General features: G+C 65.8%; 23 protein-coding genes. 17 read left to right on the top strand and 6 right to left on the bottom strand.

Translation table 11 applies throughout. The features are described from left to right. Window positions 1-35: 35 nt before the first annotated feature. Together N2K98_RS12940 and N2K98_RS12935 are read right to left on the bottom strand one after the other, a co-directional pair. Complete coding sequence (locus N2K98_RS12940; protein WP_255865058.1) at window positions 36-335, bottom strand: FmdB family zinc ribbon protein; 300 nt, start codon at window positions 333-335, stop codon at window positions 36-38. Window positions 336-389: 54 nt separating this feature from the next. Further along, window positions 390-1,007, bottom strand: coding sequence for a 5-formyltetrahydrofolate cyclo-ligase (locus N2K98_RS12935; protein WP_255865059.1), 618 nt, complete (start codon window positions 1,005-1,007; stop codon window positions 390-392). A gap of 66 nt (window positions 1,008-1,073) precedes the next feature. Here N2K98_RS12935 and galU point away from each other — a divergent pair, with 66 nt between their 5' ends. From galU to N2K98_RS12915, 4 genes are all read left to right on the top strand, one after another. Continuing rightward, the gene (galU, locus tag N2K98_RS12930) at window positions 1,074-1,979 is read left to right on the top strand and encodes a UTP--glucose-1-phosphate uridylyltransferase GalU (protein ID WP_255797065.1); all 906 of its coding nucleotides are present in this window, start codon (window positions 1,074-1,076) and stop codon (window positions 1,977-1,979) included. An 8-nt stretch (window positions 1,980-1,987) separates the two neighbouring features. Beyond that, window positions 1,988-2,602 carry a GNAT family N-acetyltransferase gene (locus N2K98_RS12925; protein WP_255797066.1) on the top strand — a complete coding sequence of 205 codons (615 nt, stop codon included), beginning with the start codon at window positions 1,988-1,990 and terminating at the stop codon, window positions 2,600-2,602. 81 nt (window positions 2,603-2,683) lie between these two features. Continuing rightward, complete coding sequence (locus N2K98_RS12920; RefSeq protein WP_255865060.1) at window positions 2,684-3,757, top strand: hypothetical protein; 1,074 nt, start codon at window positions 2,684-2,686, stop codon at window positions 3,755-3,757. 68 nt (window positions 3,758-3,825) lie between these two features. Next, window positions 3,826-5,025: a phosphotransferase gene (locus N2K98_RS12915; RefSeq protein ID WP_255865061.1), complete on the top strand. Its 1,200-nt coding sequence runs from the start codon at window positions 3,826-3,828 to the stop codon at window positions 5,023-5,025. Between the two features lie 18 nt (window positions 5,026-5,043). Here the strand turns inward: N2K98_RS12915 and N2K98_RS12910 are convergent, their stop codons facing one another. Continuing rightward, complete coding sequence (locus N2K98_RS12910) at window positions 5,044-5,520, bottom strand: Lrp/AsnC family transcriptional regulator (RefSeq protein ID WP_229949877.1); 477 nt, start codon at window positions 5,518-5,520, stop codon at window positions 5,044-5,046. A gap of 133 nt (window positions 5,521-5,653) precedes the next feature. Here N2K98_RS12910 and N2K98_RS12905 point away from each other — a divergent pair, with 133 nt between their 5' ends. From N2K98_RS12905 to N2K98_RS12870, 8 genes are all read left to right on the top strand, one after another. After that, window positions 5,654-6,901: an MFS transporter gene (locus N2K98_RS12905; protein WP_255865062.1), complete on the top strand. Its 1,248-nt coding sequence runs from the start codon at window positions 5,654-5,656 to the stop codon at window positions 6,899-6,901. A gap of 36 nt (window positions 6,902-6,937) precedes the next feature. Then, window positions 6,938-7,918, top strand: coding sequence for an N-acetylglucosamine kinase (locus tag N2K98_RS12900; RefSeq protein WP_255865063.1), 981 nt, complete (start codon window positions 6,938-6,940; stop codon window positions 7,916-7,918). Continuing rightward, a complete protein-coding gene (locus tag N2K98_RS12895) occupies window positions 7,908-8,345 on the top strand; it encodes an NUDIX hydrolase (protein WP_255865064.1) in 438 nt (145 codons plus the stop codon). Before N2K98_RS12900 ends, N2K98_RS12895 begins: the two co-directional genes overlap by 11 nt. 171 nt (window positions 8,346-8,516) lie before the next feature. Next, window positions 8,517-9,629 carry an ABC transporter ATP-binding protein gene (locus tag N2K98_RS12890; protein ID WP_255865162.1) on the top strand — a complete coding sequence of 371 codons (1,113 nt, stop codon included), beginning with the start codon at window positions 8,517-8,519 and terminating at the stop codon, window positions 9,627-9,629. Window position 9,630: 1 nt separating this feature from the next. After that, entirely contained in the window at window positions 9,631-10,398 is a 768-nt protein-coding gene (locus tag N2K98_RS12885) for an ABC transporter permease (RefSeq protein WP_255865065.1), read from the top strand. Window positions 10,399-10,400: 2 nt separating this feature from the next. Then, window positions 10,401-11,162 carry an ABC transporter permease gene (locus N2K98_RS12880; protein WP_255865066.1) on the top strand — a complete coding sequence of 254 codons (762 nt, stop codon included), beginning with the start codon at window positions 10,401-10,403 and terminating at the stop codon, window positions 11,160-11,162. Continuing rightward, window positions 11,162-12,112, top strand: coding sequence for an ABC transporter substrate-binding protein (locus tag N2K98_RS12875; protein ID WP_255865163.1), 951 nt, complete (start codon window positions 11,162-11,164; stop codon window positions 12,110-12,112). The genes N2K98_RS12880 and N2K98_RS12875 overlap by 1 nt, the downstream gene beginning before the upstream one ends. A gap of 86 nt (window positions 12,113-12,198) precedes the next feature. Then, window positions 12,199-13,416: a pyridoxal phosphate-dependent aminotransferase gene (locus tag N2K98_RS12870; RefSeq protein ID WP_255865067.1), complete on the top strand. Its 1,218-nt coding sequence runs from the start codon at window positions 12,199-12,201 to the stop codon at window positions 13,414-13,416. A 32-nt stretch (window positions 13,417-13,448) separates the two neighbouring features. Here N2K98_RS12870 and N2K98_RS12865 read toward each other — a convergent pair whose 3' ends face one another. Continuing rightward, entirely contained in the window at window positions 13,449-13,685 is a 237-nt protein-coding gene (locus tag N2K98_RS12865) for an exodeoxyribonuclease VII small subunit (protein ID WP_229949868.1), read from the bottom strand. 70 nt (window positions 13,686-13,755) lie between these two features. Beyond that, window positions 13,756-15,024: an exodeoxyribonuclease VII large subunit gene (gene xseA / locus N2K98_RS12860; protein ID WP_229949866.1), complete on the bottom strand. Its 1,269-nt coding sequence runs from the start codon at window positions 15,022-15,024 to the stop codon at window positions 13,756-13,758. Between the two features lie 146 nt (window positions 15,025-15,170). Between xseA and N2K98_RS12855 the strand changes: the two genes are divergently transcribed. From N2K98_RS12855 to N2K98_RS12835, 5 genes are all read left to right on the top strand, one after another. Then, complete coding sequence (locus tag N2K98_RS12855) at window positions 15,171-15,998, top strand: hypothetical protein (RefSeq protein ID WP_255865068.1); 828 nt, start codon at window positions 15,171-15,173, stop codon at window positions 15,996-15,998. A 67-nt stretch (window positions 15,999-16,065) separates the two neighbouring features. After that, window positions 16,066-17,151: a 4-hydroxy-3-methylbut-2-enyl diphosphate reductase gene (locus N2K98_RS12850; RefSeq protein ID WP_255865069.1), complete on the top strand. Its 1,086-nt coding sequence runs from the start codon at window positions 16,066-16,068 to the stop codon at window positions 17,149-17,151. A 21-nt stretch (window positions 17,152-17,172) separates the two neighbouring features. Beyond that, the gene (gene ychF / locus N2K98_RS12845) at window positions 17,173-18,258 is read left to right on the top strand and encodes a redox-regulated ATPase YchF (RefSeq protein WP_255865070.1); all 1,086 of its coding nucleotides are present in this window, start codon (window positions 17,173-17,175) and stop codon (window positions 18,256-18,258) included. 352 nt (window positions 18,259-18,610) lie between these two features. Continuing rightward, a complete protein-coding gene (locus N2K98_RS12840) occupies window positions 18,611-19,177 on the top strand; it encodes a hypothetical protein (RefSeq protein ID WP_146361237.1) in 567 nt (188 codons plus the stop codon). A gap of 367 nt (window positions 19,178-19,544) precedes the next feature. Further along, window positions 19,545-20,786, top strand: a complete 1,242-nt coding sequence (locus N2K98_RS12835) for a hypothetical protein (protein ID WP_255865071.1) — start codon at window positions 19,545-19,547, stop codon at window positions 20,784-20,786. A gap of 407 nt (window positions 20,787-21,193) precedes the next feature. Here N2K98_RS12835 and N2K98_RS12830 read toward each other — a convergent pair whose 3' ends face one another. After that, window positions 21,194-21,820 (bottom strand): hypothetical protein, encoded by a 627-nt coding sequence (locus N2K98_RS12830; protein WP_255865072.1) that lies wholly within the window; start codon window positions 21,818-21,820, stop codon window positions 21,194-21,196. Window positions 21,821-22,411: the final 591 nt, after the last annotated feature.

Raw genomic sequence — 22,411 nt, 5'->3', positions numbered from 1 at the left:
ACTGCGACGGCGGGCCATAAGCCCGGCGGCACGGCTTAGGACTGTGCGCCGCCTGAGTTCGCGGTGGCTGCAGGCGCGGACGTCCCGCTGCCGGAAGTTGTTGCCGGTGCCGTGGAGCTCTCGGTCTTGGCGGGGGCAGCAGGAACCGTGGAGGCAGCGTCGCGTGAATCGGTGCGGTAGAAACCGGAGCCCTTGAAGACGACTCCGACGCTGTTGAACTTCTTGCGCAGGCGGCCGCCGCACTCGGGGCAGACCGTCAGGGAGTCTTCACTGAAGGACTGCTGGATATCGAACGAATGGGAGCAATCCTTGCAGGCGTAGGCATACGTGGGCACTCTGGTAATCCTCCTTGGGGCACTCTCAAAGCTGGCACTCTCAAGCCTTGAGTGCTAAGTATACATGTGCTCCGACGGCACCGCCCGCCAGGCTTCGGGGGTAAGCACGGCGTCCACGGGCGCATCCAGGGAAGTGGTTTCGAAGGTGCCGACGGGGACGTATTCGTGCTCGAACACCACAGCGACGGCAGCGGCAGGATTGCCGTCCGCCCGCAGCCTGGCCAGGAACCGGTCATAGTAGCCGCCGCCCTTGCCCATCCGTCCGCCCGCGGAATCGGCGGCCAGCGCGGGAACAAGGACAAGGCCCAGCTCCGGCAGGTCGGAGGCGGCGTAGCGTTGTCCGGCCGGTTCCAGCAGGGAGCCATGCATCCCGGGCACCAGCTCTGTCTCCGGTGTCCAGTCGCACCACGACAGCTGCCATTCGGGTTCACACACCGGAACCACCACACGGTACCCGGCCTTTACCAGACCCGGGAGCAGCGCGTCCATGCCCGGTTCGCTCCCCACGGAGAGATAGCCGGCCACCGTTCCGCCGCGGGGTACCCGCTGCTGAACCCCTTGTAGTCCGACGCGGGCCAGCCCCTGGGCGGCTTCGGCCCTGTCCTCCGCGGTCAACTCCCGCCGCAGCCGCAGGAAGTCCTTTCGGGCCTGGTCCTTTGCACGCGCACACATAGCCCCCATTGTCTATAAGCGTGCCTATTTGGTGCAATCAAAGACCTCTTAGGTACGCTTACGACTATGACGACGTCACGCCCCTCCATAACCAAAGCCGTAATCCCCGCAGCCGGTCTGGGTACCCGCTTCCTCCCAGCTACCAAGGCAATGCCGAAGGAAATGCTTCCGGTGGTGGACAAGCCAGCGATTCAGTACGTGGTTGAAGAAGCCGTTAATGCAGGCATGCCGGACATCCTGATGATCACGGGGCGGAACAAGCGCTCCCTCGAGGACCACTTCGACCGCGTCCCCTTCATCGAGAAGACGCTGGAAGACAAGGGCGACCACGAGAAGCTTGCGATGGTGCGGGCGGCCTCCGAGCTCGGCGAAATCCACTACCTCCGCCAGGGCGATCCCAAGGGCCTGGGCCACGCGGTGCTGCGTGCCAAGCTGCATATCGGCGACGAGCCCTTTGCCGTCCTGCTGGGCGATGACCTGATCGACGCCCGTGATGAGCTGCTGGGCAAGATGGTCGAGGTCCAGGCAAAGACGGGCGGCTCAGTCATTGCCCTGATCGAGGTTGATCCGGAACAGATCAGTGCCTACGGCTGTGCGGACATCTCCGTTGTCGAGGGCGAGGACTACGTCCGGGTCAACAAACTCGTCGAGAAGCCCGACGTCGACGACGCACCTTCCAACCTCGCCGTGATCGGCCGCTACGTGCTGCACCCCTCGGTCTTCGGAGTGCTCGAAGAAACCGGCCCCGGCCGCGGCGGCGAAATCCAGCTGACGGACGCGCTGCAGACGCTGGCCGCAGCCGACGGCGAAGGGGCCGGGGTCTACGGTGTGGTCTTCCGCGGCCGCCGCTACGACACCGGTGACAAGCTGAGCTACCTCAAGGCAGTGGTGTCCCTGGCCTCCGAACGTGAAGACCTCGGCCCGGCCCTGCGGGACTGGCTGAAGGATTTCACCGGCACGCTCGAAGATTAATTCCCCCCATGCGGGCTTCATGGCCGGTGACGCTGGAGAGTGACGATGTCATTCTCCGGCCCATCCGGCACCGGGACCGGCGGGAATGGACGGAGGTCCGTTCCCGGAACGCCCGCTGGGTAGGGCCGTGGGAGGCCAGCAATCCCGTCCCGGGCGGCGAACCGCCGACCTACGGCGACATGGTGCGCAGCCTCAACCGCCAGGCACGGCAGGAATCTGCCCTGCCGTTCCTCATTACCGAGCGGCAGGATCCTGCGCGGCCGCCGGCAATTGTGGGGCAGCTGACCGTGTCCACCATCGTGTGGGGATCGGCGCGCATGGCGACCCTCGGATACTGGGTGGACCAGGCAAGGGCAGGGCTCGGAATTGTGCCCACGGCGGTGGCGCTGGCAACGGACCACTGTTTCCAGGCCCTGGCCCTGCACCGGATGGAAATCAACATCCGGCCGGAGAACGGGCCGAGTCTCCGGGTGGTTGAAAAGCTCGGATTCCGGGACGAGGGACTGCGCGAGCGCTACCTGCATATCGACGGAAAATGGGCCGACCACCGGAGCTTTGCGCTCACCGCGGAGGAGGTGCCCGAGGGTCTGTTGAACCGCTGGAAGTCCCGCCGGGCACGTTAGGCAACAACTTTCACAGCAGACACGCCGACACACCGGACGTAATGCACGTGCCGGGCGCCCGGAGCTTCTACGGTCGTAAGTGTGGACTTCCCTATTAACAGCTCACTGATCGGGTCGCTGACCGGGTCACTGAACAGCTCACTGAACAGCTCACTCGTGCTGGCACTGGCCGTTGCACTGTGGCTGGTTTGGGTAGGTCCGTATTTCCTCCGTCGTCCAGCTACTTCCGCGGCCGAGACAATCGCACAGACAGCAGCACCACAGGCAACAACACAGACAGCAGCACCGTCTACGGCACGGGCGGCAGTTACCGCCGACCGTCCAGCCGCCAACACCATCCGCCCGCCCGCCTCACCGGACAAGGGGTCCCAGGGGATCATCATGAACAACATCAGCACTACACCCAGCGGGGGCGGGGCAGCACAGTTCCAGAGCCAGGAGCAGCCGGACGTTCGCCCGGAGCAGCCGGGACCTGCTTTCCGGATCCGCACCGGCCGGACCGTCCTGGCGGCCAGCGGCCTTCTTGGCATCCTTGCCGTTGTAGTCGGCACACTGCTGGCAGCCTTCACCTCCGTATCCTGGTTCCTTCCCGTAGCCGGCCTGGCAGTCGTGGCCGCGGTGGTTGCGATGCTCCGCTCGCTCGCCCTGCGGGACCGCAGGCGTCGGGTGGAAGACGCTTTCCGTGCCGCCATGGGCCCGGAGCCCCGCTATACGCAGAACCGGGCCGCCGCGGAGCCCGACGACGTGCAGGCACCCGCGGCACCGGAAACTGAGCCGCAGCCTGAAACCGTTCTGTTTGACCGCGAGTCCGCTGCCGTACCTGACGAAAGCACAGCGCCCCCTGCCCGCGTTACTGCCGAGGAACTGCGCACGGAGGCCCTGAAGGTGGCTGCAGCCCCCGTCCAGCCCCCGGCCAAGCCCAGCACCACGCCGTGGCAGCCCGTAGAACTCCCGAAACCCATTTACGTAGATGCGCCCAAGGCAGAGCGACCGGCGCCCGAACCGATCGTCCTTCCTGAAACCCCCCGGCCCCTGACCAAGACACCGCTGCGTCCCGCCTCCACACCCGCTCCCGCCACCGCGCATGCGCAGCAGGCGCGCCCGGAAACCGGCAAGATCAACCTCGACGACGTCCTGTCGCGCCGGCGGGCCTAGGCGCCGAGACGCAGGCCACGGCACCCGCCGCCGTGCCAGTCGAGCCCAGGTCCGGCCGCGGACGGGCCGTGGAAGCTGTCGCCGTCCTGGCGGGCCCGGCGATGCGGGGACCCCTGCAGGACCTGCTTCGGTCCCACGGGCTGGCGCTTCAACGCTGGGAACACCTGCGGAGCCACCACCGGCCGGGAGGAGCTGTCTCGGCCCTTTACCGGGTGCAGTGCCGCCGGACGGGGCCGGGACCGGCAGCCGATGACGCCCTGACCCTGCACCTCGGTGCCACGACAGGGGACGTCGCCGCCGGACCCGACGTCGCCACGGCACGGATTGCCGGGCTGGACCTGCGCCTGTGGTTCCACCCGCATGACCCCGTACTTAGGTCCCTGCCCTGGGCCACCGACGCCGATGCCGTGGCGAGGGACGTGTTTGGTACCGGCGAACCGGCGAGGTTATCGCTCGTTGCCTACCGGCCGCTGAGACGGGCAGTAATCCGGGCGCAGCACTTTGACGAAGCCGCTTATCTGAAGCTCCTCCCGCGGGAGCAACTGCCTGCCCTGCGCCGGCGCCACCGGCTCCTCGAGGGCAGCGGCGTGCCGGCTCCGCGGCTCCTGCCCGGCGCTTCCGGCCCGGACCGTGAGGCGGTCATCCTCAGCCCGCTGCCCGGCACCTCCCTCTTCCGGCTGCTGGTTGAGGATACCGAAGCCGCGGTGCGGCCCGAAGCCCTGCTGGACCTGCTGGAGGCGTTGCCGTCCGGTGCGCTGGACCTGCCGCTGCGCCGGTCCTGGGCCGACCGGGCCGAGGATTATGCCGCAGCCGCCGCCGCAGTCCTCCCCGGGGAGCAAAACAGTATCTTCGATCTGGCGCGGCGCATCCGGGGCGTGGTGGAATCGGCCCCGGCCGGCCCCCTGGTGCCGGTCCACGGCGACTTCCATGAGGGAAACCTCCTGCTCAGCGGGGGCAGGGTCACCGGGCTGCTGGACATTGACGGTCTGGGCCCCGGCCGCCGGGTCGACGATCTGGCCTGCCTGCTGGGGCACCTGGCAGTCCTGGCGGCAGCCAATCCAACACGCCCGCAGCTCGGACGGGCACTCGCCGATTTCCGCCGGGTCTTCGAGGACGCGGCGGACCCGGCCGCGCTGAACGCCAGGACGGCCGGCGTCGTACTGACCCTCGTGTCCGGTGCCCGCGCCGCGAACGGCAGAAGCCGGACACGGAATGCCGGGATCCGGCTCGAAGCGGCGCAGCAACTGCTTCGTGCCGCTGATCGATAACAGCGGCAGCCGCCGGACTCAGGGGGCCGGCGGGACCAGTTTTTCCAGCAGCGGTTCGGTGCGGTACGGGATGTGCTCATGCAGGGCCAGGACCGTTTCCGTACGGATCACGCCCTTGATCCGAAGGACGGAGCGCAGGGCCTGCTGCAGCTGCTGGGTATCCGTGGCGGTCAACCGGCACCACACGTCACCGCGGCCGGAGATCTCATGCACTTCCAAAACCTGGGGGAGGGTACGGAGCCCGGAGATGACGCCGTCGAGTTCACGGTGGTTCACCTCGATGGTGACGAATGCCTGCACGTCATAGCCCAACTGCGTCAGATCGACGTCGCGCCCCGACCGGCGGATGACCCCGGCCCGCAGAAGGTGCCGGACGTGGGCCTGGGCGGTGTTGCGGGCCACACCGAGCCGCTCGCTGAGGTCGCTGATCTGTGCCCGGGGATCGCGCACCAGTTCCAGCAGCAGTCTGCGGTCCAGCGGGTCCAGATTGGCCATCTCGCGCATCTCCTGTCAGCTGCTCGTAACGATATTGAACAATTCGCTCAAAAGAACACTCTAATGTGCCTACCCTGCTCCGAGACACTTCATCCTGTAGAGGCATTAGCTACAAATAGGATGGAAGTGCCCCGTGACAGTGCTCAGTGAGCTGCGCATGCAGCCCGCCGCCCGCACCAGGCGGAAGGAGTGGGACGCGGCCATCCGCCCCCGGCTGCTCCTGACGCTGGCCGTAATGAGCACGCTGTTGATCGGCGCCAACCTCGCAACCCCGCTGTATCCGCTGCTCGGCCAGTCCCTGGGCCTGTCCTACTTCGGCGTGACGATGGCGTTCACGTCCTACGTCCTGGTCCTGGTTGCCGGCCTGCTGCTGGTGGGCCACTGGTCCGACTACATCGGCCGCCGCGCCGCAATGGTACTGGCCGCCGTTGTTTCCCTTGCCGGCGGATTGATCTTCGGCACCGCCACCGGAGTCGGCACCCTGATGCTCGGGCGGGCGCTGCAAGGCGCCTCGGTTGCCCTCGCCACCGGAGCCAGCTCGGCTGCGCTGCGGGAACTGCTGCCGCACCGGCCGGAATGGGCCACCCGCTTTACCCTGCTGGTTTCGGCAGGAGGCGTGGCGGCCGGGCCGGTCATCGGCGGGCTCCTGTCCCTGCTGCCCGCGCCAACCATGACGCCCTTCCTGATCCACTCGGCGGTCCTGGCAGTGCTCCTGATTCCGCTCTGCATGCTGAAGGCCCGCCCGGCCATTTCCCTGGCGGAAGGCGGGCCGCTGGCCATGCTGCGTCCGCGCAAGCCCGCAGTCTCCCACCGCGCACGCAGCCAGTTCTGGATTGCCTCCACCACCGGGTTCCTCAGCTTCGCGGCCTTCGGGTTCTGCCTGTCGCTGGCACCCACCTACTTCTCCTCCATCGCGGGCACCACGTGGCGGCCCGCCATCGGACTGCTGGCCGCCCTTGCTCTCGGAGCGTCCGCGGTCAGCCAGCTCACCGGGATCCGCGGGCGGTACACGGCACCCGTCGGACTGACAGCCATGGGCACCGGCATCGCGTTGATTCCGGTGGCCGGTGCCACCGGAAGCCTCGTGCTCCTGACCGTTGCCTGCCTGATGGCCGGCTTCGGGCAGGGCATGGCGTTCCGCGTGGTCTTCAACGAAGTGGCCGCAGCCGTGGAGGCAGCCGAACACGCCCGGATCATCAGCACGGTCTATGTCATCACCTACCTCGGCAGCGCCATCCCGGTGCTGGGACTAGGAGCGGCAGGCGGGATCTGGGGGCTGGACGTCTCGGTGGCCTGGTTCTCGGGACTGATCACCGCCGCCTGCCTGACCCTGGCCGTCCTGAGCCTGCGGCGGAACCGGCGCCGGAGCACCGCCGGCTAGGTTCGCCCGGCGGCCGCGGGAAAGTAGGGTGGACGAATGCAAGCATTCCCTCCTCCGGCCACCAACGACGCCGGCCCCGACACCATCGGCCTCGACATCGGCGGTACCAAGACCCACGGCATCCGCCTGCACGGCGGCACCGTTAAAGCCGACTTCGTGGCCGGCAGCGCCAACGTGCAGAACGTCCCGGTGGAGACGGCACGGGAGTGCCTTGCGGAAGTTTTCGCCGCGCTGGGAACCGACGGCGTCGGCCGGGTAATCGCCGGGTCCGGGGGAGTGGACACCGCGCAGGATGCAGCCGCCCTGCGCGCACTCATCGCCGAGCACGTCCCCGGCGCCGTCGTGGACGTCATTCATGACACGCGGCTGATCCTCGCGGCAGGGCAAGCCTCGGAGGGCATTGCCGTCATTGCCGGCACCGGCTCCGTGGCCTGGGGCATCAACGGCTCCGGGCGGCAGGCCCGGTCGGGAGGCTGGGGCTATCTCCTCGGAGACGAGGGCAGCGGCTACTGGATTGGCCGCGAAGCCGCCCGCCACACCCTCCGCCGCAGCAACCTGGAAATCGCGCCGGATTCCCTCAGCCTTGCCCTGCTGAGCGCCTGCGGCGTCGCGGACCCCGACGCGCTGATCGGCCTGTTCCACGGCGCCACCGACCGCCGCTACTGGGCCGGGAAGGCGGGACTGGTCTTCAAGGCGGCGCTGGAAGGAAACCAGCCGGCCATCGAGATCGTCAACGAGTCCGCGGAACACCTGGCCGGGCTCATCCTCGACGTGGCCGGTCTGCTGCACATCGGCGGCCCCGTAGTGATCGGCGGCGGGCTTGGCATGCACCAGCCGCTGCTGCAGGAACTGCTGACCGGCCGGCTCTCCGCAGCCGGGCTGACGGACATCCGCTTCCTCACTGCCGATCCCGTTTTCGGAGTGGCTTACCTGCTGGGGAACGGTTCCGCCGACTCTCTCCGCCCCGGTTCCGCGGGCCGCGGCGCCGCCGGCACAGGCAACGGCAATGGCCGCTGACTTTGACGTCCGCGTCGGGGCGTACGCGGTGATCGTCCGTGACGGGCAGCTGCTCCTGGCGCACTGGAACCAGCACGGCAACCGGCGCTGGACCCTCCCTGGCGGCGGATTGGAACTGGGTGAGACTGCCCCGGTAGCGGCAGTACGGGAGGTCCGGGAGGAAACCGGCTACGAGGCCCAGCTCCAAGGGCTGCTGGGAGTGGACAGCATTTTCATCCCCGCGGAAAAGCGCATGCGCGGCGAACCCCGCATGCTGCATGCCCTGCGGATCATTTACCGGGCCACGCTCACCGGCGGCTCCCTGCGCCACGAACTAGGCGGCAGCACGGACGAGGCCGCCTGGATACCGCTGGACCAGGTTCCTGCCCTGGACCGGACCGAACTGGTTGATACGGGACTGCGCTTGCTGGACGCCGGACCCTCTTGACGCTGGACTACCGCCGCACGTGTGAAATACCGTGATGCTTCACGGCACGTCGCGAGTTGCCCCTGCACACCGGAGCCCCCACGGAAGGCATGCACCATGACTGAGCCGCGAGAACCCGCTACCCGCCAACGAACCGAACCCGGCACGCGGTCCAGCGCTGCCGGACAGCCGATGATCCGGTTCCGTTCGGTGACCAAGACCTACGGCGATGCTGCGCCGGCGGTCCGGAACCTGGACCTGGACATTGAGCGCGGTTCCATTACGGTTTTCGTCGGCCCGTCCGGCTGCGGGAAAACCACCTCCCTGCGCATGATCAACCGGATGGTGGAGCCGACGTCGGGCACCATCGAAGTTGACGGCCAGGACATCTCCACCGTCAAGGCCGCGCAGCTGCGGCGTTCCATGGGGTACGTCATGCAGTCCTCCGGCCTGCTGCCGCACCGCACCGTGCTGGACAACGTGGCCACCGTGCCGCGCCTCAACGGCACCCCGCGGCGGGACGCACGGCGCCGGGCCGCGGAACTGCTCGACGTCGTCGGACTCGCGTCCAGCCTCGGGACCAGATATCCCGCCCAGCTTTCCGGCGGCCAGCAGCAGCGCGTGGGGGTTGCCCGTGCCCTGGCCGCGGATCCGCCGGTACTGCTGATGGACGAACCCTTCAGCGCCGTGGACCCGGTGGTCCGGGCCGAGCTGCAGGACGAGCTCCTGCGGCTCCAGCAGGAACTGTCCAAGACCATAGTCTTCGTCACCCACGACATTGACGAAGCCACCATCCTGGGGGACAAGGTGGCCGTCTTCGCCACCGGCGGCAGGCTCGCCCAGTATGCCGCTCCCGAGGAGATCCTCCGGGCGCCGGTCGATGACTTCGTGGCGGGTTTCGTAGGGCGGGACCGCGGCTTCCGGCACCTCTCCTTCCAGGACGGAAACGCCGTGCCCCTGCATCCGGTGCAGGTGATTGCCGCTGACCGGCTGGCGGACCGGAGTGCGGACCGGAGTGCAGCGGCCGACGGCGGCTGGGCGCTGTGCGTGGATGCCGACGGCGCGCCGCTGGGCTGGGTGCCGCCCGGACGCCGCCACGCAGTCACCACCACCGCGGACCTGGTGCCGGGCGGCTCCCTCTACCCGGCCGGCACAAGCCTGCGCCGCGCACTGGACGCTGCCCTGTCCTCCCCGTCCGGGCTGGGCGTGGCCGTGGACGCGGACGGGCGCGTAACCGGCGTCGTACAGGCCACGGAAATCCTGGCCCTGATCGAGGCAGCCCGCCTGCAGCGGACCGGGAGCTGAGATGGAATGGTTCCTGGCCCACACCGACGACGTCTTCCGGCTCGGCGGGCTGCACCTCTACCAGTCGGTACTGCCCCTGGTTCTCGGCGTCCTGATTGCCCTTCCCCTGGCACAGCTGGTGCGCGGCCGGCGGAAGGTCCGGGGCTTCGTCCTGTCCGCAGGCTCGCTGCTGTACACCATTCCGTCGCTGGCCCTGTTCGTTACCCTCCCGGCCATCCTGGGCACCCGGATCCTGGACCTCGCCAACATCATCGTGGCCCTGACCATTTATGCCGTGGCCCTGATGCTGCGGGTGGGCATCGACGCGTTCGACTCCGTTGACGACGGCGTCCGGCAAGCCGCGGTGGCCATGGGCTACCGGCCGCTGCGCCGGTTCCTCACGGTGGACCTGCCGCTGTCCGTTCCGGTACTCATCGCCGGGCTGCGCGTGGTCTCGGTCAGCAACATCTCCATGGTCAGCGTGGGTGCCCTGATCGGCGTCGAAAACCTGGGGTTCTTCTTCACCGACGGCCTGCGCCGCTTTTTCCTCACCGAGATCGTGGTGGGGATCATCGCCACCCTCGTCCTGGCCTTCCTGATGGACCTGCTCCTGGTCCTGGTGCTGCGGCTGCTCACGCCCTGGACCCGCGCCGGTGTATCCGGCCGCGCCGGGCGGGCCGGGCGGAGCCGCGCCAACTGCAACGGCGGCACGGACGGCGGAGGCCCGGCACCCAGCGCCCGGCCGGCGCCGGTGGCGGCCGCACCCGACGTCGCACTGAAGGGGGCATAGGCATGGTCGGCATTCCGCGCACCGACTACACCAGCACCAACCCCCTCGGGCAGGGCTGGGGATGGCTGATGGATCCGGCCAACTGGGCCGGCCCGGCCGGCATCCCGGTACGGACCCTGGAACACCTGCAGTACACCGGGCTGGCCCTGCTGATCGCCGCGCTCATCGCGGTGCCGCTGGGCCTGTTCATCGGGCACACCGGCCGCGGGCAGGTGGCCGTTGTGGCAGTCTCCGGGCTGCTGCGGGCACTGCCCACCCTGGGCATGCTCACCCTGTTCGTCCTGCTGGCCGGGCTGGGCCTGATGCCGCCCATCTGGTCACTGGTCCTCCTGGCTGTCCCGCCCCTGCTGGCCGGCACCTACGCCGGAGTCGCCTCGGTGGACCGGACCGTCGTCGACGCCGCCCGCAGCCTGGGCATGAGCGAGTTGCAGGTGCTGTTCCGGGTGGAGGTTCCCAACGGGATGCGGGTGATCCTGGGCGGGCTGCGCGGGGCCACCCTGCAGGTGGTGGCGACGGCGGCCGTGGTGGCAACGATCAACCTGGGCGGGCTGGGCCGCTACCTGATCGACGGCCTGGCGGTGGGGGACTACGGGCGGGTCTTCGGCGGAGCGGTCATCATTGCCCTGCTGGCGCTCGCCGTGGATGCCGTGATTGCGTTGGGATCACGCTTTCTGATCCCGTCAGGACTCGGCCGCCTAGAAGCGGCCGGCAAACCGACCGGCAGCGGAGTCCCCGCCGTCGGCGCACAAGGAGGAAAACAATGATGCAGCACCCGCGTCCCAATGCACGGCGGAAGGCCCTGGCCGTCCTGGCCGGCGGAATGGCCCTGGCCCTGGCCGGTTGCAGCGGAGGAGGGGATCCGCTGGAGAATGAAACCACGGCGGAAGCCTCCGGCAGCAGCACCGAGCAGACGCTGGTGGTGGGCTCGGCGGACTTCCCGGAGAGCAGCACCATCGCCGAGATCTACGCCGGGGCCCTCAACGCGGCCGGCATCGAGGCGGAGACCCGCCTCGGCATCGGGTCGCGGGAGGTCTATGTCCCGGCCCTGGAGGACGGCTCGATCGACCTGATTCCCGAGTACACCGGAGCCCTGCTGGTCCACGCGGACCCGGAAACGGACCTGGTGGACGCCGGCGAGATCGTGGATTCCCTCGGGGAGAAGCTGCCGGAGAACCTGGTGGTCCTGGAGCCTTCCGAGGCCGAGGACAAGGACGCCATGGTGGTCACCGCGGCCACCGCCGAGAAGTACCAGCTCGAGTCCATTGAGGACCTGGCGAAGGTGTGCGGTGAGCTGACCCTCGGCGCGCCTGCCGAGTTCGCGGAGCGGACCCAGGGGCTGGCCGGGCTGAAGGAGAAGTACGGCTGCGAGTTCAAGGAATTCACCGCCATCGGCGACAGCGGCGGTCCCCTGACCGTTGATGCCCTGCTGAACGACGACGTGCAGGTGGCCGACATCTACACCACCACTCCCGCCATCGAGGAAAACGGACTGGTGGTCCTGGAAGACCCGAAGCAGAACTGGCCGGCCCAGCAGGTCATCCCGCTGATCGCCGATGACCGCGTGAGCGACGAGGCCCGGGACGTGCTCAACGAGGTCTCAGCGCAGCTGACCACGGAGGACCTGATTGCCCTGAACCAGGCAGTCAGCGGTGACCAGAAACTCGACCCGGCCGACGCCGCCCAGGACTGGCTGGAGGAAAAGGGCCTGGCCTGACCTGCGGCAGGAACGGTTGAACGGCGGCGGCGCCCTCGCAGCGAAACATACGCTGCGAGGGCGCCGCCCTGTGGCATCCTAAGGAAATGGCAGAATTCAAGCAGTCGCATAAACTCCACAACGTCCTGTATGACATCCGTGGACCGTTGCTCGAACACGCGCAGCGGATGGAAGCAGCAGGCCACCGGATCCTCAAGTTGAATATCGGCAATCCCGCGCCGTTCGGCTTCGAAGCGCCGGAAGCGATCCTGGTGGACATGATGCGGCACCTGCCCAAGGCCCAGGGCTACAGCGATTCCCGCGGCATCTTTTCCGCCCGCACCGCCGTGGTGCAGTACTACCAGGGCCGCGGCATCAACAACATCGACGTCGACGACGTGTACCTGGGCAACGGGGTCAGCGAACTGATCACGCTCTCGCTGCAGGCGCTGCTGAACAACGGCGACGAGATCCTCGTTCCCGCCCCGGACTATCCGCTGTGGACCGCTTCGGTCTCGCTGGCCGGCGGCACGGCGGTGCATTACATGTGCGACGAATCCGAGCACTGGTGGCCGGACGTGGAAGACCTGGCCTCGAAGATCACCGACCGGACCAAGGGCATTGTCCTGATCAACCCGAACAACCCCACCGGTGCCGTGTACCCGGAGCACGTGGTGAAGTCGATCGTGGACCTGGCCCGCAAGCACGGCCTGATCATCTTCTCGGACGAAATCTACGAAAAGATCCTGTACGACGACGCCGTGCACGTCAACGCGGCCACGGTCACCGGCGACGACGTCCTGTGCCTGACATTCAGCGGCCTGTCCAAGGCCTACCGGATAGCCGGCTACCGCAGCGGCTGGATGGCCATCTCCGGTCCGAAACAGGACGCAGCGGATTACATCGAAGGCATCAACCTCCTGGCAAACATGCGCCTGTGCGCGAATGTGCCGGCCCAGCACGCCATCCAGACCGCGCTCGGCGGGTACCAGAGCATCAATGACCTGATCCTGCCCGGCGGTCGGCTGCGGGCCCAGCGCGACAAGGCGCACCAGATGCTCAACGACATCCCCGGCGTCAGCTGTGAGCTGGCGCAGGGTGCCCTGTACCTGTTCCCGCGCCTGGACCCCGAGGTCTATCCGATCAAGGACGACGAACAGTTCGCCCTGGACCTGCTGAAGCAGCAGAAGATCCTGGTGTCCGTCGGCACTGCGTTCAACTGGGTGCGGCCGGACCACTTCCGGATGGTGACCCTGCCCAACGTCGAGGACATCGAAGACGCCATGACGCGGCTGGGCGAGTTCCTGGCCAGCTACAAGCCGTAAGGGGCGGCGGGCTCTCCCCTGCCCTGACTGGACTACTCGCCGGTGGCTGAGCTGCGGGCAGCATCCAGGCGCTGGCGGGCGCCCTCGAGCCAGGATTCGCAGCGGTTGGCCAGGTGCTCGCCGCGCTCCCACAGGGCCAGGGATTCCTCCAGGCTGGCGCCGCCGGTTTCGAGCCGGCCTACAACGGTGAGGAGTTCGTCGCGGGCCTGCTCGTAGCTCATGGCCTCGATGTCTGCGGGTACTGCGGGTACTGCCGGTGTTTCACTCATGTCTTGTCCTTTACGGGCTTGCTGGGTTGGTAAGCGGGGTTGGTAAGTAGGGGAGCGGCGGGGACGCGGGCTACCGGGTGCCTTCGGTGGCGGTCAGTTCACCGACGGCGACGCGGATCCGCAGCTGTGCGGCGGCCGGCACCGTGCCGGCGTCGCGCACTACGGAGCCGTCCTGCAACTGGACCACCGCGTAACCGCGGTCCAGGGTGTTCTGCGGGGAAAGCGCGCGGACCTGGGCGCGCAGGTGCCCGATCCGGTCAGCGTCCCGCCGGACCTCTGCGGTGATGGCGGACATGGCCCGGGAGCGCAGGCGGGAGATCTCTTCCTGGCGCCGCTCCACCATGGACTGCGGCGCCGCCAGGGCGGGACGCGACCGGATGTGGTTCAGTCGGTCCGTTTCCCTGCCCACCAGGGTGTTGAGGACCCTGCGAAGCTGCTGACGGGACTGGCGGATCCGGGCCAGCTCTTCACCGACATCCGGTACCACCCGCTTCGCGGCGTCGGTGGGCGTGGAGGCACGCAGGTCGGCCACGTCGTCGAGCAGGGGACGGTCCGCTTCGTGCCCGATGGCGCTGACCACCGGCGTGGATGCGGCCGATACCGCCCGGACCAGGTCCTCATGGCTGAAGGCCAGCAGGTCCTCCAGCGAGCCGCCGCCGCGGGCAATGATGATGACATCCACTTCGGGCATGGCGTCGAGTTCCGCCAGTGCGCGGCTCACTTCGGCCACGGCGTTCACGCCCTGGACCGCCACCTCCCTGACCTCGAACTCGACGGCGGGCCAGCGCAGGGCGGCGTTGCGCATCACGTCCTTCATGGCATCGGAGTTCCGCCCGGTGATCAGGCCGATCCGGCCCGGCAGCAGCGGCAGCGGCAGCTTGCGGTCCTCCCGGAAGAGGCCTTCCGCGGCGAGGGCGTGCCGCAGCCGTTCAATCCGGGCCAGGAGGTCGCCCAGCCCCACGGGCCGGATGTCGCGGGTCTGCATGGACAGCCGTCCGGTCTTGACCCAGAAGTCCGGCTTCACCAGGGCCACCACCCGCGCACCGCGCTCCAGCGGCAGCTCCAGCCGGTTCATGACCGCGCTCCACGCCGTCAGGGAGAGCGAGACCTCGGCGTCGACGTCGCGCAGGGTGATGTAGGAGGCGTTGGCCCGGCGGTTCAGCTCGATCACCTGGCCCTCCACCCAGGTGGCGGGGGCACGGTCAATGTAGCTCTTGAGGTTCTTCGAAAGCAGCGCCAGCGGCCAGGGGTTCTCCGGGGTCGTCTGCGCGGCAGTGGCGGGCAGGGTGGACTGCTCCGGGGTATTCTCGGGACTCAACGGTCCGCTGTCGTCTTGCATGAAGATGCTCCCGCGGTGGATTGGAACTGGCTCTCGGGCCGGCGGAGGAACCGGCCCAGACTTAATGTCTATCAGGTGCTTCCCCCGGTCCGGTTCCGCAGGCCGTCCTCAACGCCTGTGGATCCCATCGGACAAGGAACTTCTTTATGCGCACATTCGTCTCAGCCGTCTTCGGCCTGCTCGCCGTCCTGCTTACCGCGGCGGCCTTCTGCGGGGCGTGGCTGAACACGAACGTGGTCTCGGAAAACGGCTTTGCCTCGCTCGGCGAATCGCTGGCCCGGGACGAGACCTTCCAGCAGGAACTTGCCACGGCCCTGTCCGCGGAGGCCGTCGGGGCGGTGGACGTGCCTGCTCCGCTGGCCTCTGTGGTGGAGCCGCTGATCACCTCGGCCGTGGAACAGGTCCAGACTCTGCCGGAATACCCCGAGGCGTGGAGCGAAACGCTGCGCCGCTCGCATGCGCTCACCTTCGGGGACGCCGCGGAGGGGACGGGAGCGGCGCTGACACTCGACGTCGCACCCCTGGTCGCGCTTGTCACGGGCAGCGTGGGGGACGAACTGTCCGTGGATGTGCCGGCCGTGGAGCAGGTACCCGTGGAAATCGGCGGGGCCGGGCACGCGGAGCTGTTGCGAAACGCCGGGCGGGCGGGCGAGGCCTGGCCCGTGCTGGCGCTCGCTGCCGCCGTCGCCGGTCTCTTGGCGCTGCTCGCCGCACGACGCCGGTCCACCACCTTTGCGCTGATCGGCCTGGGCGTGGCGCTCGCCGGGGGAGTGCTGTGGCTGGGAGCGGGGATGCTGCCGGGCCAGGTCTCTGCCCAGCAGTTCAGCAGTCCCGTGGCATCCGCGTTCGCCGAGGCCTTTGCCGGGGAAGCCGCGGCAAGCCTGCGCACCTGGACCATCGGCCTGATGCTGGCCGGGGCCGCCGCTTTCGTGGCCGGGATGCTGGCGCGGGTCCTGGCGGGCTCCCGGCGGTAGGTCTGCTGTGAGCGTACCCACCGTCCACGGGGACGGGATCGCAAGTCCCAGCCGATAGCATAGGTGCATGACCAGCACAGTTATCTCCGTGCCTATGCCCACCGTGCCCCGGCGGCGCCGCACCCCCGAGGAAGTGGCAGCTGCCGCTCCCGTTTTCGGTCCGCGGCGCGTGCTGCTTGCGGCACCGCGCGGCTACTGCGCCGGAGTGGACCGGGCGGTCATTGCCGTTGAAAAGGCGCTGGAAGCCTACGGGCCCCCGGTGTACGTCCGCAAACAGATTGTCCACAACCTCCACGTGGTCTCCACCTTGGAGGAAAAGGGTGCGATCTTCGTGGATGAGACCGACGAGGTCCCCGAGGGAGCGCGGCTGATCTTCTCAGCGCACGGCGTCTCACCCGCCGTCGTCCAGTCCGCCAAGGACCGGAACCTGCAGACCATCGACGCCACGTGCCCGCTGGTCACCAAGGTGCACCGCGAAGCCGTCCGCTTTGCCCGTGACGACTTCGACATCCTGCTGATCGGCCACGAAGGCCACGAAGAGGTCGAAGGCACCTACGGCGAAGCGCCGGAGCACATGCAGATCGTCAACGGTCCCGAAGACGTGGACAAGGTCACCGTCCGGGACCCGGACAAGGTCATCTGGCTCTCCCAGACCACGCTGAGCGTGGATGAAGCCATGCACACCGTCAACCTGCTGCGCGAACGTTTCCCCTCCCTGCAGGACCCGCCCAGCGATGACATTTGCTACGCAACCTCCAACCGCCAGGCGGCCATCAAGAAGATCGCTCCGGAAGCGGACCTGGTGCTGGTGGTGGGTTCGGCGAACTCCTCCAACTCCGTCCGGCTGGTGGAGGTGGCGCTGGAGTACGGCGCCAAGGCCTCCTACCGGGTGGACTTCGCCAACGAGGTGGACGAAAGCTGGTTCGAGGGCGTGGCCACGGTCGGCGTCACGTCCGGTGCCTCCGTTCCCGAAAACCTGGTCCAGGATGTCCTGCACCTGCTGTCCCAGTACGGTTACGGCGACGTCGAAGAGGTAGTCACGGCCGAAGAGGACATCATCTTCTCCCTGCCGAAGGAAATCCGCGCCACCCTGAAGGCCATGGGGGACTCCTCCCGCGGCCTGGGCGGCCGCCGTCGTGCCGACGAGTCCTAGCGCCCGGTATCATTTACTAACGTGGCTCTTACTATTGGCATCGTCGGCCTGCCCAACGTCGGCAAATCAACCCTGTTCAATGCGCTGACCCGCAACAACGTGCTGGCGGCGAACTATCCGTTCGCCACCATCGAACCGAACGTCGGCGTCGTGTCCCTTCCCGATCCGCGGCTGGCCAAGCTGGCCGAAATCCACGGTTCGGCGCGCATCCTCCCGGCCACGGTGTCCTTCGTGGACATTGCCGGGATCGTCAAGGGCGCTTCCGAGGGTGAAGGGCTGGGCAACCAGTTCCTCGCCAACATCCGCGAAGCCGAAGCCATTGCCCAGGTTATCCGCGTGTTCGATGACCCCGACGTCATCCACGTGGACGGCAAGGTGGACCCGCGTTCGGACATGGAAACCATTAACACCGAGCTGATCCTGGCTGACCTGCAGACGCTGGAAAAGGCGATCCCGCGGGTGGAGAAGGAAGTCAAGATCAAGAAGCGCGACGCCGCGCAGCTGGCGGCCATGGAGGCCGCCCGCACCGTCCTGGAACGCGGCGACACAATCTTCTCCTCCGTGGCCAGCGACAAGCTGGACATGGAGCACCTGCGCGAGCTGAGCCTGCTCACCGCCAAGCCGTTCATCTACGTGTTCAACGTCGACGACGCCGTGCTGGGCAACCCGGACCGCCAGGCCGAACTGCGCGAACTGGTGGCACCGGCGGACGCGATCTTCCTCGACGCCAAGCTCGAAGCCGACCTGGTGGAGCTGGACGAAGAAGAAGCCCGCGAAATGCTGGAAATGAACGGCCAGGAAGAATCCGGCCTGGACCAGCTGGCCCGCGTCGGCTTCCACACCCTCGGCCTGCAGACCTACCTGACCGCCGGCCCCAAGGAAACCCGCGCCTGGACCATCCGCAAGGGCGACACCGCACCCCAGGCTGCCGGCGTCATCCACTCCGACTTCCAGCGCGGCTTCATCAAGGCCGAAGTTGTCTCCTTCGACGACCTGGTCGACGCCGGCTCCATGGCTGAGGCCAAGTCCCGCGGCAAGGTCCGCATCGAAGGCAAGGACTACGTTATGGCCGACGGCGATGTGGTCGAGTTTAGGTTTAATGTATAGATTCTTCGTCTGATTCAATAGAAATGCCGCCCTCACCGGAAACATTGAGGGCGGCATTTCTTGTTTACGGATCGAGGGTTGTATCGTCACCAGCCTTCGCGGATCTCGTGCGGTACCGCCCACGAGCCTTTGAAGAGGAATAGCCAACACGGGTCACGACTTAGTTCGCCTCCGGAGGCCCCGATCCCAGCGGACATTTCCGATTGGGGCCTGTAGCTTTGAGCGAACCATTTACTGAAGGCAGGTCGAATGCGATGCTTGGCACCAACGGCTGTTCTCCGTCCGGCCGACAAATCAAGGAGTCACTATGTGGGGAATGGGGCTTAGACGGCGGGCTGTTTGGCCAAAGGAAATGACCATCCGGATTGATGACCACGCGCAGAACCTGAAGATGCTTCTCTTTATCCGACAGGCATGGATGATCGCCCAGGACATCGAAATTCCGGAACTCAGCCCTGTGCCTGCGACGGGTGCATCGAAGATCCCGGCGTCAGCAAGCCGTGAGGTATGGGATGAACGCTGGAAGCAGCAATGGGACCGCAGCTGGGACTGGTTCAACGTAAGCACAGTTCAAAACGAACCGATCTCACAGGAAGAGATGCAAAAACTCTCGAGCCCTGGACAGGAACTCCACCCGATTGTGCCACCGTTCTGGCCCGTCGAATACGGCGAGGATGGGGTAGATCTGGTGGCCTTCAATACGTGGGATAAACAGACAACGCCGAACTTTCCTTCCCGGTCCGAACAAGATAGCCTTCCGGCGCTGGTTAAGGCATGGCAAGACGGGCTCACGACGATCATCGTACTGCCCTATTTGGGGTACTTTGCGCAGCGTCTCAACGGCAGTCATCTTGTCATCTCAGCTGAAACCAGGAACGACCCGAAACTCTACACTGAGGCACTCCAAACCAGTCGCTGATACCAAGAAGCGCCCAGGTGGCAAAGGACGGCGGCGCCGCTGGCAGGGTCCGGTGCCGCGCGCCGGCGGCAGGACCTCCGGCGCGGGAGCGGGGTTCCGTCAGCGGCCCATGCTGCCGCCGCCGGAGACATTCCTCAGATCAACCGGGACGTAACGCTCGGCTTCCCCTACCTCGAAGGTAATCTGACTGCGAATGTAAGAGGTTGATTGGCTACGGAACGTGGTCGAATTTAGGTTTAACGTCTAGTCTCAGGGCCTGATTCTGGTAAAGGTATCGCCCCCGCGTGACGTCGGGGCGGTACCTTTTTATTTGCGCGGGTGAGATCGGCTCGGCACTGGCTTTGCTCCAGCGGGCTAGCCTATTCACATGGGTGAAGCGGTCGTGCTATCGGCGGAGTTATATAGATACTGGCATCTCGACTTCCAGAGGCGCCGCGTTAAGATCGTTTGCCAAGATGGCCAGATTCTAGAAGAGGCACTGCCGTCAGAGTTTTCACCAAAGAATTCCCAAATAGCCAGCTCGACATTCGATTGGGAGAAATGGTGGATAATTTCGACAACGACGCGTGGCCACCGGATCATCACTGAGGGATTCAATCCGGATTCTCCGCCTCCACTCAATGGCCGCTCAACCGTCTATCTCGACCAGAATCGCTGGCGGACGGTGGCTGACGCGCTACACGATCCAGAGAGGGTTGCCGATGTTGGAGAGCGTCGAGCCGCACTAGAGTTGATCCAACTGGCCCTCGATGGGGGCATCGTCTTGCCGTTATCTATGGGCCACATGCTGGAAACAGCTGGCCTCCACAATGAACGGCGCTATGAAGTGGGCCTAGCTATGGCTTCCCTGGCTGGTGGATGGCAAATACGGAACCCACTCGACCTATGGAAGCAAGAAGCCGAACTAACTATCCGGGACCACCTTGGGCTTCCCATCGTCGGACGTATTTACCCCATCGTGACTGAGCCGGGTGCGCTATTCGGCTCGGATACTAAATTGGGAATCGCCAAGGAGGCGACAGATACCGCCATACTCATGGCCATGCTCACGATGCCAAATGTCATCCTTGGGTCTCTAATTGATCCAGAGCCAATGCCTAAGCATCCACTCACGATGTGGATCGACCACCATACCCGCATCACCTCGCGGATGGACGCAGAGAACCTTCCAAAGAAGCGACGCCGCCAACTAGCCCAGCGGCGGTACTGGAACGAAAATATCGGCTTTTACACTCCTCCGTACCGCAAATTAACCTGTTCCCCCGATTTCCCCACGTTCAGTGATCGGGAGTTGACCAACTTACTGTCGATTTCCCCGATGGTGGGTTTGCTGTCTGAACTATTTGTGCGTCGGTTTACAGACCGTCAGAATAAATGGCGGCGCAATGATCTAATTGACATTTTCCATCTCTCTAGCGCGGCTGGGTACGCCGACTACGTCTGCGCTGAGAACCACACTGGAACGCAACTGCGAGAAGCCCAAAGAGCGCTTGGAAGAAACGAAACGGTCTTCACCTCCCTCGATGCCTTGGTTGCGGCGCTGCGTCGAGATGGTGCCAAGACTCAGTCGGAGCGACTCTTGGATTCGGAGAGTGGTCATCACGGCTAGACAGACAACAAGCGCTCACTGGTCTGACTGACCAACGCCATTCCGTTTGGGTGCACGGACCCGCCGATGCCTAGCGCGCCTAGTTGTGCTTCATCCACACCGAGGCGCCGCGGATGGCCGTTCCTGCGTACTCTGAATGGCATCAGCAAAGGTTATTCGGTTACCGAACGTGGTGGAGTTTAGATTTAATGTATAGATTTTTCGCCTGAACCAGCAGAAATGCCGCCCTGCAAATGTGGGGCGGCATTTCTATATCGGGGGCAAGCTTTGATAAGTGTCTATTCCGGCAGGCGCCAGTCGGTTACCTTCGACTGCTTGCCAACGATGCTTACACCACCAACCAGGATTTCTCGCCCCGCAGGCGCCCGAAAAACCTAATTTAAACAAGGACGCGGCGCTGCGGGCATCTACCCTGCGAACTCAAAGGCGACGGTGATCTCGGGATCGACGCTTGCGATGATCCCGGAGTAGGTCACTTTGGCCTGGTCTTTCAATTCTGCTTCATTTTCGCTGATGTACTTCTGCTTGTTCTCGTCACTGAGAATGTTGTTGATCATGCGAGTTTGAACCGCTGGCGGTGTCAGCCAGCTAAGCGCGTTGTTGTCCTCGAGGGCGTCCTTGAACACGGGATCGTCAAAGCCGATGTCGATGAATTCAGGGATAGTCACGAGAAACGACCCTGGGCCGGTGGGCTCGATCTTCACCTGTGACCCATCGATGCCTAATTTTGCGTCGAACTCGTACTGGATCAGCGTCGTTTTCTCGCTCGCGGGTACGGCCACGCCGAAAATCTCGCGATTGCTTTCCTGTCTGGCGATACCCTCGATGTGAAGGCTCAGCAGGGAAACCTCTTGCATTTGCGTGACGGACTGAACCACCTGCGAATCGCGTTCGCTCGAACTGCTGGTGAACAGCGAACCGAGAGCGAGAGCGTTGAATCCACCGAATACGAAAGCGGCGCCCATTCCCGCGAGAACGAAGAAGTTGATCACCAGGAAAGGCCAAAGCAGAACCCGTTTTTTAAAAAAGTGCATTACGATTCACTCTCCAGTTTCGTGCGACGTCGAAACGCCGTCGGATTCCGCGGTGTTGAACGGTCACAACAGGTCGCCGGGGAAAGTCCTTTAGAACCATATACGCAAGCAGGAGCGCCTTCCGACCTGGATATGCTGCTGCGAGCCGATGCGCACGTGTCGGGTCTCGAAGCCGGAGGCGGGCGGTCCCTCGCCTCGCATTGCTCGTACGTGTCCAATGGCCGGCTGATCCGGGCGGCAGCAGCGCTGGGGTCCGACTGGTCGCTCAGGATGCTGCCGGGCCGAACCTGCTGCTCCGCGTCTCGGAGCGCGCACGACTATGGAGGCAGGATGGTCGGTCCCGGGCGTCGGACTCGACTGGCAGCTTCCAGAGGGTATTCGGCTACCGAACGTGGTGGAGTTTAGGTTTAATGTATAGGTTTTTCGTCTGAAACAATAAGAAATGCCGCCCTCGCCGGAAACGCTGAGGGCGGCATTTTTTTGTAACCGGGGTCGATAGGTTTACGCTGACCTATCCGGGCAGAACTCCTTGGTCCAGAAGTGCGTTGGGCAGGCCGGATACTTGGACAAGAGAACAGAATCCCTGAAAGA

Origin of the sequence: Arthrobacter jinronghuae, assembly GCF_025244825.1 — a bacterium.
Lineage (GTDB): Bacteria > Actinomycetota > Actinomycetes > Actinomycetales > Micrococcaceae > Arthrobacter_B > Arthrobacter_B jinronghuae.
This window is presented reverse-complemented; position numbering and strand designations above follow the sequence as displayed.